The sequence below is a fragment of the Streptomyces sp. NPDC034103 genome (assembly GCF_055575395.1).
In genome coordinates, this window is sequence record NZ_JBVISS010000002.1 from 106017 (window position 1) to 123131 (window position 17115).

Genomic DNA, 17115 nt, shown 5'->3' on the forward strand with positions numbered 1-17115 from the left:
ATGAGCAACATCTGGCAGCGGCGGGCGGCGACCCGTCCCCAAGCCGTCGAGGCCACCAAGCTGGCACTGCTGGTCGCCGTCACCGTCGCCGGTGTCCTCCTGACCCGGTCGGCGATGTCCGAGGTGCCGCCTCTGGGGCCGGGCCTCGCGCTCGCCGCCGTCGCCTCTGCCGCCCTGCCCTGGCGCCGCGGCCACCCGCTGCCCGTCCTCGCCACGACCACGCTGTGCACCATGGCCCAGGGCGCCCTCGGCTATCTCCTGACCGCCGGACTGCTCGGCCCGCTGCTGCTCGCGCAGTACTCCACCAGCGCGCGGCTCCCACGCCGCACCGGCTGGAACAGCGCGCTGGTGGCAGCCGCCGGCCTGGTCGCCGTCGGACTCCTCGTCCCCTCCCTGCACGACTCGCCCATCCTCGGGATCGTCAACCCGGTGGCCATCGTGCTGCTGTCGGCGGCCCTCGGCGCCTATGTCCGGGTCCGTCGCCAGTACGCCGTCGCCCGCGCCGAGCACGCCGTGCACGAGCGCGAGGAGGAGGCCCGGCACCGGGTGATCCAGGAACGGATGCGCATCGCACGGGAGTTGCACGACGTGGTCGCCCATCACCTGACCCTGGCCGACGCCCAGGCCGGCACCGCGGCCCACCTCGCCCGCACCCACCCGGACCAGGCCCTGGAGATCATCGCCGCGCTGCCGGACGCCACCGCCGCCGCACTGCGCGAACTCAAGGCCACCGTAGGGCTGTTGCGTCAGGACAACGACACCTCCGACCTCACTCCCGCGCCGGGACTGGACCACCTGCCCGACCTGGTCGACGCCTGCTCGCTGACCGGCCTGGAGGTGACGGTCGCCGTCGAGGGGGAGCGGCGCGCGCTGCCGCCCGTGCTCGATCTGACGGCCTACCGGATCGTCCAGGAGGCACTCACCAACGTCACCAAGCACGCCGCGACCCGCACCGCCCAGGTCCGGCTCGCCTACACACCCCACTACCTGACCCTGACCGTCGCCAACGCCGCGGCCCCGCACGGCCCGTCGGTCTCCTCGGCGCCCGGAGGCGGCTTCGGGCTGCTCGGCATGCGCGAGCGTGCCGCGGCCGTGGGCGGCACCTTCCACGCCGGCCACCGTCCGCACGGCGGCTTCGAGGTCGCCTGCACCCTGCCGCTGCACAGCGACGCCCCCCTGCCGCCCCACCCCCACGAGAGCCCCGCCCCATGACCATCCGTGTTCTGCTCGCCGACGACCAGGCCCTGCTCCGGGCCACCTTCCGTATCCTCATCGACTCCGTCGAGGACCTGACCGTCGTGGCGGAGGCCGCCGACGGCCGGGAAGCCGTCGACCTCGCCGCCGAGCACCGGCCCGACGTGGTCCTCATGGACATCCGGATGCCGAACCTCGACGGGGTGGCCGCCACCGCGGCCATCTCCGCACGGCCGGAGCTGGCGGGCACCCACATCCTCATCCTGACCACGTTCGAGAACGACGAGAACGTCGCCAAGGCGCTGCGCGCCGGCGCCGGCGGCTTTCTCGGCAAGGGCGTCCGGCCCGAGGAGCTGCTGGCGAGCATCCGCACGGTGGCGGCCGGTGACTCCCTTCTGTCGCCCGCCGCGACCCGGGCCCTGATCACCCGCTTTCTCGCCGCCCCCGACACCGACGGCTTCGTCGCCCTCCCCGAAGCGGTCAAGGCCCTGACCGACCGCGAGCGCGAGGTCACCGCGCTGGCGGCCTACGGCAGGTCCAACGCCGAGATCGCCGAGCAGCTGGTGCTGAGCCCGCTGACGGTCCGCAGCCACATCCAGCGGGCCATGACGAAACTGAACGCCCGTGACCGCGCCCAACTCGTCGTCGTCGCCTACCAGAGCGGTCTGGTGAAGCCGCGTCCCATGAGCTAGGGCGGCGACTTCGGCGCCCGGGCGGGCAGGCATGTGTGGCCCCGCGTGCGTGGTCCCGTGTGTACGCCCGGCGTGTGTGCCCGGCGTGTGCGCCCGGTGTCAGTGCCAGCCGAACCGGCGGTCGACCACGGCGGAGAACTCCTCCAGCGTCAGCACCGCGTCCCCGTTCTGGTCGGCGGCGTCGAACAGCGCGGAGGAGGCGTCGGCGTCCCCCAGACCCCAGAACGGCAGCGCCCCCGACGCGGCGAGCGTGGGACCCTTCGTCCGTAGGGCGCTGATGACCTCCACCCGGGTCAGTGTCCCGTTCCGGTCGAGATCCAGGGCTTCGAACAGGATCCGAGCCTTGTCGCTCATGGGGCAGTCCTCATTCTCTCCACCGGAGGGTGGGCTCACGGAGGGTCAGCTGACCGTCAGCTCCCCGGAGGGTCAGCTCCCCGGAGGGCCAGCTCCCCGGAGGGTCAGCTCCCCGGAGGGTCAGGGCCCTCCTTCCACTCCCTCATCACAACGCCTCCGTACGGGCTCCCGGTTCCCCGGCGCGCCGAGGGCGGTGCGCGTCTCCAGCGCGTGCAGTACCGCCACCATGTCCTCCCGGCCGTGGCCCTGGTCCACCGTCTCGCCGAAGAGGGTGTGGCAGACGTCCAGGAGCGGGGAGGCGATGTCGGCCTTGCGGGCGGCCTCGGCGATGAGCGCGTTGTTCTTGAGTACGTCCGCGGCGGCCGCCTGGGCGCCGAAGTCACGGGCCAGCAGCTTGGGCGCCTTCATCCGGGACACGGCACTGGCCATCGGGCCCGCGTCCAGGACGTCCCGGAGCAGACCCTGGTCGAGCCCGTGCCGGTCCGCGAAGTGGAACGCCTCCGTGAGGCCGGTGACCTGGGTGATCAGGAACAGGTTCACCGAGAACTTCATCAGCAGCGCGCCGGGCACCGCACCGCACGCGAACGTCTGCCGGCACAGGGGTGCCAGCACCGGCCGTACCGTCGCCACGGCGTCCTCGTCACCCGCCAGCATTCCCACCAGCTCGCCGCGCTCGGCCGGGGCGCGGGAGCCGGAGACGGGCGCCTCCACATAGCGGCCGCCCGCGGCCCGGATGTCGTCCTCCAGAGCGCTGGAGTACTCGGCGGAGGTCGTCCCCATGTGGACCACGACATGCCCGGCGACCCGCGCGGCGAAGTCGGGGGCGCCGCGTCCGAGGACCGCGTCCATGGCCGCCTCGTCGGCCAGCATCAGGATCACGGTCCCGGCCCGTTCGAAGACCCCGGCCGCGCTCGCCGCGACCTCCGCTCCCGCGGCGCGCAGTGGTTCACAGCGGCCGGGCGTGCGGTTCCACACGATGAGCGGTGTCCCGGCGCGGACGAGGTTGAGCGCCATGGGCCGGCCCATGAGCCCAAGGCCGATGAATCCGACGTACACGATGTGCCGCCTCTCCGGCTCACCCCGCAGCCGAGCCGCCCGTACCGGTTATGACAGTGGTCATAGTAGCCGTCGTTATGACGGCGGTCATAGGGTGGTGTCGCACCGCTCGACGAACGGGAGACCGAGGAATGTCCGAACGAGGGCCGCGCGAGCGGATGGTCTTCAGCGCGGCCCAGCTCATCCGGCGCGACGGGGTCTCGGCCACCGGTATGCGGGACGTCGCCGCACACGCCGGAGCGCCGCGCGGGTCGCTCCAGCACTACTTCCCCGGCGGCAAGGAGCAGCTGGTCAACGAGGCGGTCGGCTGGGCGGGGCGGTACGCGGGCAAGCGCGTGGCCCGCTTCCTCGGCGCTCTGGAGGAACCGACGCCCAGCGGGCTGTTCGCCGCGATGGTGCGCCAGTGGACCGACGAGTACGAGACCACCGGCTTCGACGGCGGATGCCCGGTGGCCGCCGCGATCGTCGACTGCGCGGAGTCCACCTCCTCCACGCGGGAAGCCGCCTCGGCCGCGTTCGCCGCCTGGCGGGAGCCGGTGGCGGTGGCCCTGGCCGACATGGGCGTGCCCGAGGGGCGGACCGTCGCGCTCGCCACGCTGATGATCAGCACCTTGGAGGGCGCCCTCCTGATGGCCCGAGCCGAACGGGACGTTCGCGCCCTGACGACCGTGGCACGAGAACTCGGCCCCCTTCTCGACGCGGCGGCGAGGGCCGATTGAACGGCGGTGACGCCGCGGTTGCCGGAGCGGGCGACCCACACTGAAGACCCTGCTCGGCAGGGGCACTTCGGCGCTCCCTGGATGGCTCCGGGGGCGTCACCGACTCCGGTGCGGCCGCGGTCGCATCAGGTCCAGGTCCGCGCCCCAGTCGTCCAGCACCGCCCCGTGCCCGGCCTCACGGGCCGCCGCCTCGACCCGTGCGAACAGACTCCGCTGTGCGGGCACGTCGCCGGTGCGGCAGATGTGGTCCACGGCCTCCAGAAGCGGGCCGGTGTCCCAGCCGGGCAGGGGGTGCCGGGCCAGTTCCCACTCCAGGTACCTGTTGTAGGGACGGGGGCGGCGGTCCAGGGCGAAGAGGAGTTCCAGCAGGAACCGCAGGCTGTCGGCGGCGTCCAGACGGGCGGCGAGAGCGTGTCCGTCGCGGGCGTTCTTGATCGACCGGTAGAGGGAGTTGGCGTAGGCGTCGAGGTGGCCCGCGGCTTCCCGGGCCGCCACCTTCGCGTCCAGGTGGGCCGCGGCGGCCAGGATCCGGGCGATGCCTCCTGCCGACCGGTCCAGCACGATCCGGGCACGGGCGAGGGCGTAGCGCTCGAACCCGTGCAGAGCGGTGGCGCGGAACTCCGCGAGGGGGAGGACGACGAGATCGAGCCCGGGGCTGCGGTGGCCGTGGACGCGGGCCAGGTCCGTGGGCACGGCGTCGGCGAGGATGACGTACAGGTCGTGGTCGGAGTGCCGGGTGACCATGTCGTGGTGGGCTCGGGAGCCCTTGAGGACCAGGCCGACGACGGCGGGGTCGGCGGTGGCGCGGGCGACGAAGGCGTCGTAGGTGAGCGGTGGGCGTGCGGTCATGTGCGGTCCCTCTTCCGGGGGCTGACGGCATGGCAGCGACGGGCGGCCCGTGCAGGGGGGCGCCCGTGTCGTCCGCGGCGGCACGAGCCGCCGCTCGGAAGATCAACGCACAGCCGGACGATAGGCCCTGACCGGCCCGGGCCGCACCGGAATTCGCCTCCACGCGACGGAGCGGAGTGCTATCGATCCGAACGGGCACTCGTATGTCACCGACAAGTGGGGGGTGGCCTACCGCTCATGGAGATTTCAGGCGTCATCAGTGCGATCGTGATCGGCATCGTGATCGGTGTGCTCGGCCGGCTCGTCATACCCGGCCGCCAGCGCATCGGTGTCCTGTGGACGATCGTGATCGGCATCGTCGCCGCGTTCATAGGAACCGGCATCGCCGCTGGCCTCGACGTCGCCGACACCGACGGCGTCGACTGGGTCGAGTGGCTCATCCAGATCGCTCTCGCGGCCATCGGCGTGGTGGCGATCAGCAAGGTGAAACTGCGCCGCTGACGGCGCACGGTGAGGGCCGCACCCCGGATGGGTGCGGCCCTTCGCCATGACGGCGATCGAGGCGTGCGGGGTGTCGGGGTGCACAGTTCGTGGCCGGCGTCGGCGGGGAAGTGCCGCATGCGGTTTCCGGTGCGCCGGTGTTCGGCGAGCGCGGGCTCGACATCGGCGCACGCCGTGGGTCGAACGACACCAGTTGGGTGGTCAGGGCCCCGACGGGCTGGCCGCGCTCGTTGAGGAAGCCGAGGTCCGTCGCGCACCGCTCGTGCGCCCCTGGGCCCGTCCTGGCCTCGTTCGGCGGCGTCGGTGAGGCCCTGCTCCAAGTCCCCAGGTCTGCGTCAGGCGTGGTCGCTTCCGCCGAGCCGAGGGTCGACGTGGATCTTGGGTCCCGGGCCCGCCCCGGACGGGCGCTGCCCGGCGAGTACCGGGCCGACGTCGTCGAGACCCACGGTCGCGGCGACGAGCGGTGCGGGGTCCACCGTCCCCTCAGCGTAGGCCCGGATCGTCGCGTCCAGGCCGGGGGACGCGGACAGGACGCCGACCGCCGTGACGTCCTTGAGCAGGAGTGTGCGGTGGTCGAGCCGGGCGGGTTCGCCGGCCAGGCCGATGTACACGACGCGTCCGGCCGGTTCGACCAACTCCAGTGCCCTGTTGGGCAGATGGGGCGCGGTCGAGGCGTCCACGACCGAGTCGAACGGCAGGTCCGGCAGCGTGTCCTCGGTCCAGGTGTGCGCGAACCCCAGGCCGCCGGCGAAGGCGAGGGAGGTCTCGGTGACGCCCATCAGGTGCACCTCGGCACCGGCGGCCCGCAAAAACATCGCGACCAGCAGCCCGATCGTCCCCGGGCCCAGCACCAGGGCGCGGTCGCCGGGCTCCGGCGCGGCGGCCCGCGCCGCGCGCAGGGCGTTGCCGCCCGGCTCCACCAGCGCCCCGAGCACGGCGTCGACGGAGTCCGGAAGGGTGTGCAACGAGGAGGCGGGTACGGCGAGTTGCTCCGCAAGCGCCCCGGCCCGGCCCCCGCGGATGCCGACCTCCTGCCGCTTCTCGCAGACATGTCCGCGCCCTCGCAGACAGCGGCGGCAGCTGCCGCAGCCGAGCATGGTGTCGCCCATGACCCGCCGTCCGAGCAGACCGGGGTCCACACCGGCTCCGACGGCGGCGACCCGCCCGGCCCACTCGTGGCCCAGCCGCATCGGGTAGGCGGAGTGTCCCTGGTGGAGGTAGGCCATCTCACCGGTGAAGAACTCCACATCGGTGCCGCACACCCCGACCCGCTCGACGTCGACGACGACCTCGCCGGGCCCGGCCACCGGCGCCGGGAGGTCCTGGACCTCGTACGTACCGGGGCCGGTCAGGACGAACGCGCGCATGACGGGCGGCTCACCGGTCCCCGAGCACGCCTCGGCGCCACGCGCCGGGCCTCTCGACGCCGTGGTCGACTCGGGCGGCGGGCTTCTCGGTGCCGGGGGCACCGGCGCGCATGAGGTGCACGGGCTGTCTCCAGGGGGCGAGGTGTCGGCTGCTCGGCTCGTGCCGCAGGGCGCGGATCTCGTCGAGGGGAACGATCAGGGCGGCGAGCGGTGTCCGGTAGGCGGCGCGCTGACGCTCATCGCGCCGCGGAGGGTGGCGGGGGAGGTGAGAAACGCCAGCAGGGCAAGGCAGTTGACGCCGTTCTCGTTCTGCTGGTCATCGACGCCGTACCCCCGCTCCCGCGTCGCGGCGAGTTCACGGTGCGACTCGGGCGCCGCGCACAGGTGACTGTCGGCCTGTCGGCCTGTCGGCCTGTCGGCCTGTCGGCCTGTCGGCCTGTCGGCCTGTCGTGCGTCTGCGTAGGCTTCATCGCGTTCCGAACAGTAGACCGCCGTACCGACTGTTGGAAGGGACCCTTGGTGAGGCTCCGCAGCGCGCAGTGGTACGAGGGTCAGGACCGCAACGCCTACATCCACCGCGCCTGGATGCGCCGGGGCGTGCCCGGCGACGCCTTCACCGGGCGGCCGCAGATCGCCATCGCCAACACCGCCTCCGATCTGACCCCCTGCAACGCCCACCTCGACGAGGTCGCCGCCTCCGTCCGCAACGGCGTCTACGAGGCGGGCGGCATCCCGCTGGACCTGCCCGTGGTGTCGCTCGGCGAGACCAACGTACGGCCCACCGCGATGCTCTGGCGCAACATGGCCGCGATGGCCACCGAGGAGATGCTGCGCGCCAACCCCCTTGACGGCGTGGTCCTGTTGGGCGGGTGCGACAAGACGATCCCGTCGCTGCTGATGGCCGCGGCCTCGGTGGATCTGCCCGCGGTCGTCGTGCCCGGCGGCCCCATGCTCAACGGCACGTTCCGGGGCGGCCTGCTGGGCTGCGGCACCGCGGTGTGGCAGCTGTCGGAGGAGGTCCGGGCGGGCACCCTCTCCCAGGAGGAGTTCACCCGCTCCGAGTCCTCGATGATCCGCAGCCGCGGCCACTGCAACACCATGGGCACGGCGTCGACGATGGCCCTGGTCGCCGAGGCGCTGGGCACGGTGATCCCGGGTGTCGCGGGCACCCCGGCCCCGGACAGCCGGCTCCTGGAGGCCGCGCACCGCACCGGACGGCTCGCGGTGGACCTGGTCGCCGCCGACCGGCGGCCGGGCACCTTCCTGACCAAGGCCTCCTTCCACAACGCGATCGTCGCGCTGGCCGCCGTCGGCGGCTCGACCAACGCGGTCGTCCATCTCCTGGCGATCGCGGGCCGGTTGGGCATCGAGTTGTCCCTGGACGACTTCGACCGCATCGGCTCCCGCGTGCCCGTCCTGGTCGACCTCCAGCCCGCGGGCCGCTTCCTCATGGAGGACTTCCACCGCGCCGGCGGTCTCCTCGCCGTCCTGCGCGAGGTCCGCGACCTGCTCGACCCCGACGCGCTGACCGTGACCGGCACACCCCTGGTCGACCACCTCGACGGCGCCGTCGTCTGGGACACCGAAGTCATCCGCGGCCGGGCCGAGCCGCTCGTCGCCGAGGGCGGGATCGCCGTCCTGCGCGGCAACCTCGCCCCCGACGGCGCCCTCGTCAAACCCGCCGCGGCCTCCCCGCACCTGCTGCGCCACCGCGGTCGCGCCGTCGTCTTCGACTCCGTCGAGGACTTCCGTGCCCGCGTCGACGACCCCGACCTCGACGTGGACGCCGACTCCGTCCTCGTCCTGCGCGGCTGCGGCCCCAAGGGCTACCCGGGCATGCCCGAGGTCTCCAACATGCCGCTGCCGAAGAAGCTCCTCGAACAGGGGGTGCGCGACATGGTCCGGATCTGCGACGGCCGGATGAGCGGAACGGCGTACGGGACGGTCGTCCTGCACGTGGCCCCCGAAGCGGCGGCCGGCGGTCCGCTGGGGCGGGTGCGCACGGGCGACCTCGTCATCCTGGACGTCGAGGCCCGCCGGATCGACGTCGACGTACCGGACGACGAACTCGCGCGCCGCGAGCCCGCCCAGGCCATGCTCGACGGCCTCGCCGCCCCGCGCCGCGGCTGGGAGCGGCTCTACGTCGACCACGTGCTGCAGGCCGACACCGGAGCCGACCTCGACTTCCTGCTCGGCTCCAGCGGTTCGGACGTCAGCCGCGAGTCGCACTGAGCGCCGACCCGCACATGACCGCCGATCACGCGTGAGGCGGCGGGGGCGCAACCCTCGGCCGGGTGCAGCCCCGGTCCGAGTGGCCCGTCACAGTCCTACGCCCCCGGGCGGTGACTGCGCGCGGAAGGTACGGCGATAGGTGTCCGGGGGCACGCCGACCGTGCGGTGGAAGTGCCGGCGCAGAGTCGTGGCGGTGCCCATGCCGGTGGCCGTCGCGACGGCGTCGACCCCCGCGTCGGTGGTCTCCAGCAACTCCTGGGCACGGCGGATGCGTTGGGTGAGCAGCCAGCGCAACGGGGTGGTGCCGGTCGCCGCCTTGAAGTGCCGGGCGAGGTGACGTGAGCTGATCCCCGCCCGGCGGGCCAGGTCCTCCACGGTCAGCGGCTGGTCGAGGCGGTCCAGCGCCCACGGCAGCAGCGCGCCGAGGGGGTGGTCGTCGCGGGCCGGCACCGGGGCGGCGACGAACTGGGCCTGGCCGCCCGCCCGGTGGGGCGGCACCACCAGACGCCGGGCCACGGCGTTGGCGACGGCCGATCCGTGGTCCAGGCGGACCAGATGGAGACACAGATCCATCGCGGCGGCCTTGCCGGCGGAGGTGAGCACGGTGCCGTTGTCGACGTAGAGCACGTCCGGATCGACCTCGACCCGTGGGTGGCGGGCCGCCAGCACCTCGGTGTGCGCCCAGTGCGTGGTGGCCCGCCGACCGTCCAGCAGCCCTGCCGCGGCCAGCACGAACGCGCCCGTGCACAGGGACGCCACCCGGGCTCCCGCCTCATGGGCCGCACGCACCGCCTCGACCAGTGCGGCGGGCGGTTCCACGTCGACGTCCGCCCAGCCCGGGACGATCACCGTGTCCGCGCGCCGCAGGGCGTCCAGCCCCTCGTCGGGCTCCAGCCGGAACCGGCCCACGCGCACGGCGCCGGAACCGCACAGGGTGACGTCGTACCAGGGGACGGTGACGCCGACCGGGGCGGCTTCGAACACCTCGTAGGCCATGGAGAGTTCGAAGTGCAGCATTCCGTCGGTGAGGGCGAGCGCGACCGTGGGCATGTCCGAAAGTGTACGGGACTCGTCGTTTCGGACACTCACAGGTGAGCCCCCGTCTTCGACAAGATGGTCCCAGTCGATCAGCGGCAGGTCAGCGAGCTGATCAGTGAGGACAGGGGGAGATCCGATGGGTACCGGACAGACGGTGACGGTGTACGGCGCGTACGGGCACACCGGGCGCTTTGTCGTGGCGCACCTTCGGGAGCGCGGGTTCGTCCCGGTGGCGTCCGGCCGCGACGCCGGGAAGCTGCGGGAGCTGGCCGCCGACTTCCCCGGTCTCGAGGTCCGGCCGGCCGCGGTCGACGACGCGGGCGCGCTGGACGACGCCCTGGCCGGCTCGGACGCCGTGATCAACGCCGCCGGGCCCTTCGCGACCACCGCCGCCCCGGTGATCGAGGCGGCGCTGCGCGCCGGGATCCCTTACGTGGACGTGGCGGCCGAGATCGAGGCCAACGTCGACACCTTCACCGGTTTCGCGGAGCGCGCCCGGGCGGCGGGCGCGGTGATCGTCCCCGCGATGGCCTTCTACGGCGGCCTCGGTGACCTGCTGGCCACGGCCGCGATGGGGGACTGGACGGTGGCCGACGAGGCGCACATCGCCTACGGGCTGAGCGGTTGGCACCCCACCGCCGGGACCCGCGCCGCGGGCGAGGTCTCCCACGGCCGACGGGGCGGACAGCGCGTCCGTCACACCGGGGGGCGGCTGGAGTACCACGACGACCCGCCGGCGGTCGTGAAGTGGCCCTTCCCGGAGCCGCTGGGCATCAGGGACGTCATGGCGGAGTTCACCATGGCGGACGTCGTCACCATCCCCAGCCACCTGGCCGTCCCCGAGGTGAGCACCCACATGGCGGTGGAGGCGGCCCGGGAACTCGCCGCGCCGGACACCCCGGCACCGGCCGCCGCCGACGACCAGGGGCGCTCCGACCAGACGTTCCTCGTCGACGCCGTCGTACGCTCCGGCGGCACCGAACGGCGGGCCGTGGCCCGCGGCCGGGACATCTACGCCGTCACCGCACCCCTCGCGGTCGAGGCGGTCCACCGCATCCTCACCGGCCGGACCAGGACGGTCGGGGTCGCCTCCGCGGGCGAGATCTTCGACGCGGCCGACTTCCTGCTCGCCCTGTCCGACCATCTCTCGGTCGAACTGCGCCAGTAGCGACAGCACGGCCCGGCGGCGCCACGCTCCCCGCCGACGCCCGCCCGGTCCGCTCGCACGCCACCGCCGACGCCCGCCCGGTCCGCTCGCACACCACTGGCGACGTCGTCGACGCACCACGGCACGGGCCGTCCGAGGACAAGGCCACCTGCACGGGGGCACGGGGCGGCTCAACAGGCCCGCGCGGGAGCGGAGTTGACCGAGGCCCGCGCCGGACGCGGCCCCAGACGGTGCCCACCGCTCAGGGCAGCACCTTCACCTGCACCTCCGCGATCCGCCCCCGCTCGTCGAAGCCCACCTCGACCGCGTTGCCGCCGCCGAGGTCCGCCACGATCCGGTCCTCCTCGACCTGCTGGGTCACACCGTGGTGGTCGAAGTAGCCGCCGACGACATGCCGGGCCGAGTACCCGACCAGTCCCGCACCGGTGAGCAGGGTGCGCGGCAGGGTGACCGGGTCCGGGCCGGGGCGCGGGACGCGGCTGTCGTCGGGCAGGAAGTAGACCTGGGTGGCCGGGCCGGCCGGGACGCCGATGTACCCGGAAGCCTCGGCGACTCCCATGCCTGTGAAGGCGAGCATCTCGGCCGCCCGCCGTGGGTCGTCGAACCCGGACAACGGCACGATCTCCTCGGCGAGTTCGGTGATCCCGTGCACCCGCCCGTACCGCCGGACGGCGCCGCCCAGCGCCACCACCTCGGTACCCCGCAGACCCGGGTTGGCCCAGCCCCACATCCAGGACTGCTGCTCCATGTCGTATGTGCCCAGCACCGCCACCCGCAGCTCCAGATCCCCCTGCCGGTAGGTGCAGGAGGGCAGGTCGGCGCTCCAGGGCCCCTCGGGCAGGAACGCGCCCAGCGCCTCCAGCTGTGCCGCTCCCCAGGCGGCATGCCGTTCGGTCTCGAGGAGGAACGCGTCGCTGAAATGGCTCACCATGCCCCGACCCTATGAGGCCCTCGCGATCACAGCTCGGGCAGGGTCGGTCGGCCGAGCTTGTCACCGCAACGGGGTCTTGCCCCCAGGCACGGGATCTCGCACGCTCGACACGCTGCGCTTCCTGCGTTCCGTTCCCTGCGTTCCCTGCGTTCCCTGCGTTCCTGCGTCGAGGAGGACCCGTGCCCGCTGAAGCCGACATCCTGGCGCCGCCGCGCCGAGTGGTCGAACAGGCCGCCCGTTGGGACGCGTTCGTCGACGCAGAGGTACCGGCGAAGGAAGACGGCGCCAACCTCCTCGTCGCCACCTGGAACCTGCGCGCCTTCTCCGACCTCACCAAGGCCTGGACCACCCCGCAAGGCGCTTCGCCGAAGCGGAACTTCACCGACCTCCACCTCATCGCCTCGGTGATCCGCAGGTTCGACGTGGTCGCGGTGCAGGAGGTGCGCGGCAATCTGCGCTCCCTGCGCCACATGCTGAAAGTCCTCGGTGAGGACTGGGCGTTCATCCTCACGGACGTGACGCGCGGCGAGGCGGGCAACAGCGAGCGGCTGGCATTCCTGTTCGACACGCGCCGGGTGAAGCCGTCGGGACTGGCCTGCGAGTTGGTGGTGCCCATCGAGGAGGAGGCGGGCGTGCCCGAGGGCGCGTTGCGGCGCCAGTTCGCGCGTACGCCCTACGCGGTCAGCTTCTTCTCCCAGGGGCAGACGTTCATCCTGGTCACCCTGCACGTCCTGTTCGGCGACCGGGCCGCGGACCGGGTCCCGGAACTGCGGGCGATCGCACAGTGGTTGGCGAGCTGGGCGGAACGGGAGTTCGGCTGGGACCACAACCTCGTCGCGCTGGGCGACTTCAACATCGACCGCGCCGGGGACCCGCTGTTCCAGGCTTTCACCTCCACCGGTCTGGTCCCGGCGCCGTTCCTGGACGGTCTGCCGCGCACGATCTTCGACGACCCGGGTGCCGAGCACTTCTACGACCAGATCGCCTGGTTCACCAAGGGGCAGCGACGCCGGCCGGTCCTGACACTGGAGGCCAGGACCGGGGGCCACCTCGACTTCGTGCCCGGGCTGCGGGGCGATCGGACGCTCAACGAGCTGTCCTGGCACATCTCGGACCACTACCCGCTGTGGGTGGAGTTCGGGATCCCGGCGCCCTGAGCTATTTACGCAGCCAGAAGCCCGACCGCTCCAGCCACAGCGACAGCAGGCCGGCGTCCCCGAACACCTCCAGCGAGGGGTCGGCCGGGGTGCGGCGGCCGTAGAGCAGCAGGACGAGGTCGCTGAGCGGGGCCCGTACCGCCACCGCGGCCTTCGCGTGGGTGTGGCTCCAGATGACGGGTACGCCGGTGAGGTCCACCAGCCACTCGGCGCGGGGCGCGTCGGTGGCGTGCAGATGGAGCGTGCGGCCGGGTCCGGTCAGGGGCGGGGCGTCGGGTCCGGCGGCCTCCAGGACCCGGGGCAGCGCGCCGAACCCCATCCACTCGTCCAGGGCGTCCCGGGCCAGTTCCTCGCGTACGGCGAAGGGGGCGCCCGTGACCAGGGCGGCGTCGGCGGCGTGCAGGGTCGTCTCGTGGGTCATGCGCCGGGCCCAGAACCCCGCGACACCGCTCGGCGCGACGGTCCACACCGGTGCCTCGGGACCGGCCTCGCGCAGGGCGCCGACCAGCTCCGCGGACCCCTCGGCGAGCCAGCCGTCCAGGTCGGCGGCGGCTTCGGGGCCGGGCGAGAAGACGTCGTCGACCATGTCGTGGGCGACGGGTCCGGTGGCCCGGGTGGCGACGATCCGCGCCGCCCACCGGTGGGTCCCGCCGACGTGCCGGGCGAGCTGGGTCAGGCTCCAGCCGGGGCAGCTCGGCACGACGGTCGCGGCCGGCCCCGCCTCGGCGGCCCTGACGGCGGCGCGCAACTCCTCGGTACGGATGACGATTTCGGTGCAGTACGTGTCATGCGTGACATCACTCACCGGGCCACCGTAAGCCGGACCCGGTCACGGCTCAACGCGGTTGGGACCCGCGCGCCGACGGAGAACGCCGCCCGCCGACCGGACCCGCGTCCGGTGTGACCGGGGGGCACGCGCCGCCGGACGACGGGGGCCCGGCCGGCGGACCCTAATGCCAGTCGCTGATCCGGACGTCGTCGGGAGCCGGCCTGCCGCGGCCGGTCTCGGCGTACTCCTTCAGGCTCATCAGGAAGATCGCCCACTTCGTGCTGCAGTGGTGCATGAACTCCACCGGTTCGCGCCAGCCTTCGTGCCTGAACAGGACGATGGTGTAGTCGTCGTGTCGGCTGAGCTTCCAGTCGATCTCGGTGCCGATCCACTCCGCGGGGCCGTCCGTGACGCGCCACCGCACATGACCGGCGGGGTCGAGTGCGAGGATCTCCATGTCGAAGCCGCCGACGTCGCCGAAGCGGAACGCCAGGCGGCCGCCGACCTCGCTCTTGCCGGTGGTGTCGGTGGTCCACCAGCCGGCGATGCCCTCGGGGGTCGCCAGCGCTTGGTAGACCTCGTCCAGCGGCGCGACGGCGCCGACGCGGTGCAGGATGTCGACCATCTTCATGCTCCTTCTGTGGTGGTGCGGCTTCGTTCGATGGCTTCCGCGAGGTGCTTGACGCGACGGAGCCGGGCGTCCCAGGTCGCTCCGACCGCGGCCAGTTGCCGGGCCGCGCGGGCGAGTTGGTCCTCGTCGACCCGGTAGCGCCGCTCCCGTCCGGCGGGCTCGGCGTGGACCAGCCCGACACGGTCGAGGACGGCGAGATGCTTCGCCACGGCCTGTCGGGTCACGGGCAGGCTCGCGCTGAGCGAGGTGGCGGTCCCGGGCCCGGAGGCGAGGAGGAGGTCGATCATCGTGCGCCGGGTCGGGTCGCCGATCGCCGACCACAGATCGTCGTCGAGCGGCGTGCTCACCGGGCCGACGCCAACCGTGCGACATAGGTGCCCAGCCGGGGGATGTAGTGGTCCCACGCACTCGCGTGCTCGCGGTACCGCTCCTCCAGCACCGCGGCCTCCCATCCCATCTCCCGGAACCCGGTCTCGGTCATCCGCACCAGGGTCCCCGTCGGGGTCGGCACGAGATCGAAGGTGACCAGCAGCGAGTCCCCGTCGCGCTCGGCGCCGGTGTGGCACCACCGAAAGGAGAACCGCTTGGGCGGGTCGACCTCGACCACGGTGAGCGCGACGGTCATGGTCTCGCCCGTCGACTCGTCCCGCCAGAAGAGCTCCCCGGGCGCCCCTTCCGCGGGCTCGAACCGGGCGTCGTCCGGCCACCACTCCCGCATGTGCTCCGGCCGGCTGACGACCTCGTAGACGACCTCGGGCGAGGCGTCGACGTGGATGTCGCGCTCGATGCTCCCGTACTCCATTACCGTACTCCCATTCGCAACCATCGGTTGCGTATCAGCCTACGCCGGGGTCGGGTGATGTGCAACCATCGGTTGCGGAAAGTCGGTGTCGGCGGCCGTCAGTTCCGGTTCAGGGTGCGAGTGACGCCCGCGAGCACCGCGGTCGTGAGGATCCAGCCCGCCGCGATGAGGGCGTACGACAGCCAGGCAGCCGTACCGCCGTCCCAGTACCAGGACGTGCGCTGGCCGAGACCGCCGATGGGGATCAGCAGGTCGAGGGTGTAGACGAAGGGGTTGAACGGCGGCACCTGGCCGGGGTCGGTCGCCTTCGGCGTGTGCGTGGCGAAGACCGTGCTGCCGAGCAGGACGAGCGCCGCGAGCCACACACCCGCACGCCAGGGCCGGTAGCCGTAACCGACCGTGGCCTCCAGGAGGTGGCCCCACAGCCGGGCGGGCGGGCTCAGCGTCCTCCTGCGGTGGCGCTGCTTGGCCAGCAGGACCCGGCGGGCATCGTCGTCATGGCCGATCTGCCGGTACCAGGCCGCCAGTTGCTCGTACGGCTGGGCCGCGTAGCCCGGGTGCCGTCGTATCCACGCCAGGCGCCGCTCCACGGCGGATGCCTGGTGTTCGCCGTTCTCGTGCAGGGAGCCGTAGGTGAAGCCCTGGAGCCGTAGCGTCTGCGGCCAGGCGTCCGCACGGTCGTGGAGGGTCGCGGCCCGGGCGTCCTCGAGGTTGACCACGCCGGACGGCGGTTCGGCCGGAGTGAAGACGAACCCTCCCGCCTGCATACGGGCGCAGTCCAGCGCCGTACCGGCGGCGCGCAGGACGGCGCCGTCGAGGGTCACGTGGTCGGAGATCTGGGTGTCCCGCAGGCTGACCGTCCCCTCGGCGGTGAATTCCTCGGCCAGGGTGAGACTGCGGATCACGGCATGATCGGCGAGGAGGGCGAACCCCTCCGGGTGGTGCAGTCGCGCCCATTCCATGTGCAGGCCGCCGGGCAGGTGGGCCCCGAGGAGCCGTACGCCGCCGTGCACCGTGGTCCGGCGGCAGAACATCCCGCCTTCGGTGACGAGCCCGCCGGCGAAGAGAGCCCAGCCGCCGGGGTGGGAGAGGACCGCGTCGGTGAGGATCAACTCGCCGGACAGACGGGCGTTGAGCAGCGCCACGCTGCCATCGATCACGGTCCGGCGCAGGGACAGCCTGCCTTCCACGCGGGCCGTGCTGAGGTCGAGCCCCGGCAGCCGGCTGCCCTTGATGGAGATCGTCCGGGTGGCGGCGCCGGCCAGCCCGACGCCCTGCTCGAACCAGCACCCCTCGAACCGCATCGCATGCCCGATCTCGGCCCCGCCGAGCTCCAGCGCCCCGCTGATCCGCGCGCCCGCGACCCGCAGCGCCGGCACGTGCCCCGGTTCGGCCGGGATCACCCCGAGGAGGAGTGCGGCCACGACGCCCGCCCTGACGGTCCGGTCCTCGCCCCACCCGTCCCCGTGCGCGGGGTCGTCCTCCGGGCCGCCCGTGCGGAAGTCCACCGTGCGGCCCTTGGGATAGGCGTCCCACAACTGTCGTTCCGGCGCGGTGAGTTCCTCGTACACGTGCACGCCGGAAGAGTAGCTGGCCGGGGCGCCGGTGCGACCGAGCGGGCGTGGGGTCGGCTAGGTTCGCGCCCTGGACCCTCG

General features: G+C 73.0%; 18 protein-coding genes. 7 read left to right on the forward strand and 11 right to left on the reverse strand.

Annotated features, from left to right (window positions below):
* On the forward strand, positions 1 to 1212 hold the full coding sequence (locus ACZ56U_RS03580; RefSeq protein WP_469082370.1) for a sensor histidine kinase: 1212 nt from the start codon (positions 1 to 3) through the stop codon (positions 1210 to 1212).
* Complete coding sequence (locus tag ACZ56U_RS03585; RefSeq protein ID WP_469082371.1) at positions 1209 to 1886, forward strand: response regulator transcription factor; 678 nt, start codon at positions 1209 to 1211, stop codon at positions 1884 to 1886. The genes ACZ56U_RS03580 and ACZ56U_RS03585 overlap by 4 nt, the downstream gene beginning before the upstream one ends.
* A 99-nt stretch (positions 1887 to 1985) precedes the next feature.
* On the opposite strand, the gene ACZ56U_RS03590 is transcribed toward ACZ56U_RS03585, so the two are convergent.
* Positions 1986 to 2240, reverse strand: a complete 255-nt coding sequence (locus tag ACZ56U_RS03590) for an EF-hand domain-containing protein (protein ID WP_469082372.1) — start codon at positions 2238 to 2240, stop codon at positions 1986 to 1988.
* A 120-nt stretch (positions 2241 to 2360) separates the two neighbouring features.
* Entirely contained in the window at positions 2361 to 3296 is a 936-nt protein-coding gene (locus ACZ56U_RS03595) for an NAD(P)-dependent oxidoreductase (protein ID WP_469082373.1), read from the reverse strand.
* A gap of 131 nt (positions 3297 to 3427) precedes the next feature.
* On the opposite strand from ACZ56U_RS03595, the gene ACZ56U_RS03600 reads away from it, so the two are divergent.
* Entirely contained in the window at positions 3428 to 4015 is a 588-nt protein-coding gene (locus ACZ56U_RS03600) for a TetR/AcrR family transcriptional regulator (RefSeq protein ID WP_469082374.1), read from the forward strand.
* Between the two features lie 96 nt (positions 4016 to 4111).
* Here the strand turns inward: ACZ56U_RS03600 and ACZ56U_RS03605 are convergent, their stop codons facing one another.
* A complete protein-coding gene (locus ACZ56U_RS03605; RefSeq protein ID WP_469082375.1) occupies positions 4112 to 4864 on the reverse strand; it encodes a hypothetical protein in 753 nt (250 codons plus the stop codon).
* Between the two features lie 237 nt (positions 4865 to 5101).
* Here ACZ56U_RS03605 and ACZ56U_RS03610 point away from each other — a divergent pair, with 237 nt between their 5' ends.
* Positions 5102 to 5365 carry a GlsB/YeaQ/YmgE family stress response membrane protein gene (locus ACZ56U_RS03610; protein WP_469082376.1) on the forward strand — a complete coding sequence of 88 codons (264 nt, stop codon included), beginning with the start codon at positions 5102 to 5104 and terminating at the stop codon, positions 5363 to 5365.
* A 335-nt stretch (positions 5366 to 5700) separates the two neighbouring features.
* Here ACZ56U_RS03610 and ACZ56U_RS03615 read toward each other — a convergent pair whose 3' ends face one another.
* Positions 5701 to 6732 carry a zinc-dependent alcohol dehydrogenase gene (locus ACZ56U_RS03615; protein WP_469082377.1) on the reverse strand — a complete coding sequence of 344 codons (1032 nt, stop codon included), beginning with the start codon at positions 6730 to 6732 and terminating at the stop codon, positions 5701 to 5703.
* Between the two features lie 519 nt (positions 6733 to 7251).
* On the opposite strand from ACZ56U_RS03615, the gene ACZ56U_RS03620 reads away from it, so the two are divergent.
* The gene (locus ACZ56U_RS03620; RefSeq protein WP_469082378.1) at positions 7252 to 8964 is read left to right on the forward strand and encodes an IlvD/Edd family dehydratase; all 1713 of its coding nucleotides are present in this window, start codon (positions 7252 to 7254) and stop codon (positions 8962 to 8964) included.
* Between the two features lie 87 nt (positions 8965 to 9051).
* On the opposite strand, the gene ACZ56U_RS03625 is transcribed toward ACZ56U_RS03620, so the two are convergent.
* Entirely contained in the window at positions 9052 to 10014 is a 963-nt protein-coding gene (locus tag ACZ56U_RS03625; protein ID WP_469082379.1) for a helix-turn-helix domain-containing protein, read from the reverse strand.
* 124 nt (positions 10015 to 10138) lie between these two features.
* On the opposite strand from ACZ56U_RS03625, the gene ACZ56U_RS03630 reads away from it, so the two are divergent.
* Positions 10139 to 11170 (forward strand): saccharopine dehydrogenase family protein, encoded by a 1032-nt coding sequence (locus tag ACZ56U_RS03630; protein ID WP_469082380.1) that lies wholly within the window; start codon positions 10139 to 10141, stop codon positions 11168 to 11170.
* 241 nt (positions 11171 to 11411) lie between these two features.
* On the opposite strand, the gene ACZ56U_RS03635 is transcribed toward ACZ56U_RS03630, so the two are convergent.
* Complete coding sequence (locus tag ACZ56U_RS03635) at positions 11412 to 12101, reverse strand: DUF6882 domain-containing protein (protein ID WP_469082381.1); 690 nt, start codon at positions 12099 to 12101, stop codon at positions 11412 to 11414.
* 179 nt (positions 12102 to 12280) lie between these two features.
* Between ACZ56U_RS03635 and ACZ56U_RS03640 the strand changes: the two genes are divergently transcribed.
* On the forward strand, positions 12281 to 13258 hold the full coding sequence (locus tag ACZ56U_RS03640; RefSeq protein WP_469082382.1) for an endonuclease/exonuclease/phosphatase family protein: 978 nt from the start codon (positions 12281 to 12283) through the stop codon (positions 13256 to 13258).
* A 1-nt stretch (position 13259) separates the two neighbouring features.
* On the opposite strand, the gene ACZ56U_RS03645 is transcribed toward ACZ56U_RS03640, so the two are convergent.
* The 5 genes from ACZ56U_RS03645 to ACZ56U_RS03665 form a co-directional block, all read right to left on the reverse strand.
* Positions 13260 to 14063: a maleylpyruvate isomerase family mycothiol-dependent enzyme gene (locus ACZ56U_RS03645; protein WP_469082383.1), complete on the reverse strand. Its 804-nt coding sequence runs from the start codon at positions 14061 to 14063 to the stop codon at positions 13260 to 13262.
* A 145-nt stretch (positions 14064 to 14208) separates the two neighbouring features.
* Positions 14209 to 14658, reverse strand: coding sequence for an SRPBCC family protein (locus tag ACZ56U_RS03650; protein ID WP_469082384.1), 450 nt, complete (start codon positions 14656 to 14658; stop codon positions 14209 to 14211).
* Positions 14655 to 15005, reverse strand: a complete 351-nt coding sequence (locus ACZ56U_RS03655) for an ArsR/SmtB family transcription factor (protein ID WP_469082385.1) — start codon at positions 15003 to 15005, stop codon at positions 14655 to 14657. Before ACZ56U_RS03655 ends, ACZ56U_RS03650 begins: the two co-directional genes overlap by 4 nt.
* A complete protein-coding gene (locus ACZ56U_RS03660) occupies positions 15002 to 15460 on the reverse strand; it encodes an SRPBCC domain-containing protein (protein WP_469082386.1) in 459 nt (152 codons plus the stop codon). The genes ACZ56U_RS03655 and ACZ56U_RS03660 overlap by 4 nt, the downstream gene beginning before the upstream one ends.
* Positions 15461 to 15558: 98 nt before the next feature.
* Entirely contained in the window at positions 15559 to 17037 is a 1479-nt protein-coding gene (locus tag ACZ56U_RS03665; protein WP_469082387.1) for an oxidoreductase, read from the reverse strand.
* Positions 17038 to 17115 lie beyond the last annotated feature (78 nt).

Bases quoted from the DNA above. Each gene is read 5' to 3' on its own strand.
- ACZ56U_RS03580 (WP_469082370.1), top strand. From the start codon at position 1: ATGAGCAACATCTGGCAGCGGCGGGCGGCGACCCGTCCCCAAGCCGTC.
- ACZ56U_RS03585 (WP_469082371.1), top strand. From the start codon at position 1,209: ATGACCATCCGTGTTCTGCTCGCCGACGACCAGGCCCTGCTCCGGGCC.
- ACZ56U_RS03590 (WP_469082372.1), bottom strand. From the start codon at position 2,240: ATGAGCGACAAGGCTCGGATCCTGTTCGAAGCCCTGGATCTCGACCGG.
- ACZ56U_RS03600 (WP_469082374.1), top strand. From the start codon at position 3,428: ATGTCCGAACGAGGGCCGCGCGAGCGGATGGTCTTCAGCGCGGCCCAG.
- ACZ56U_RS03605 (WP_469082375.1), bottom strand. From the start codon at position 4,864: ATGACCGCACGCCCACCGCTCACCTACGACGCCTTCGTCGCCCGCGCC.
- ACZ56U_RS03610 (WP_469082376.1), top strand. From the start codon at position 5,102: ATGGAGATTTCAGGCGTCATCAGTGCGATCGTGATCGGCATCGTGATC.
- ACZ56U_RS03615 (WP_469082377.1), bottom strand. From the start codon at position 6,732: ATGCGCGCGTTCGTCCTGACCGGCCCCGGTACGTACGAGGTCCAGGAC.
- ACZ56U_RS03625 (WP_469082379.1), bottom strand. From the start codon at position 10,014: ATGCCCACGGTCGCGCTCGCCCTCACCGACGGAATGCTGCACTTCGAA.
- ACZ56U_RS03630 (WP_469082380.1), top strand. From the start codon at position 10,139: ATGGGTACCGGACAGACGGTGACGGTGTACGGCGCGTACGGGCACACC.
- ACZ56U_RS03635 (WP_469082381.1), bottom strand. From the start codon at position 12,101: ATGGTGAGCCATTTCAGCGACGCGTTCCTCCTCGAGACCGAACGGCAT.
- ACZ56U_RS03650 (WP_469082384.1), bottom strand. From the start codon at position 14,658: ATGAAGATGGTCGACATCCTGCACCGCGTCGGCGCCGTCGCGCCGCTG.
- ACZ56U_RS03660 (WP_469082386.1), bottom strand. From the start codon at position 15,460: ATGGAGTACGGGAGCATCGAGCGCGACATCCACGTCGACGCCTCGCCC.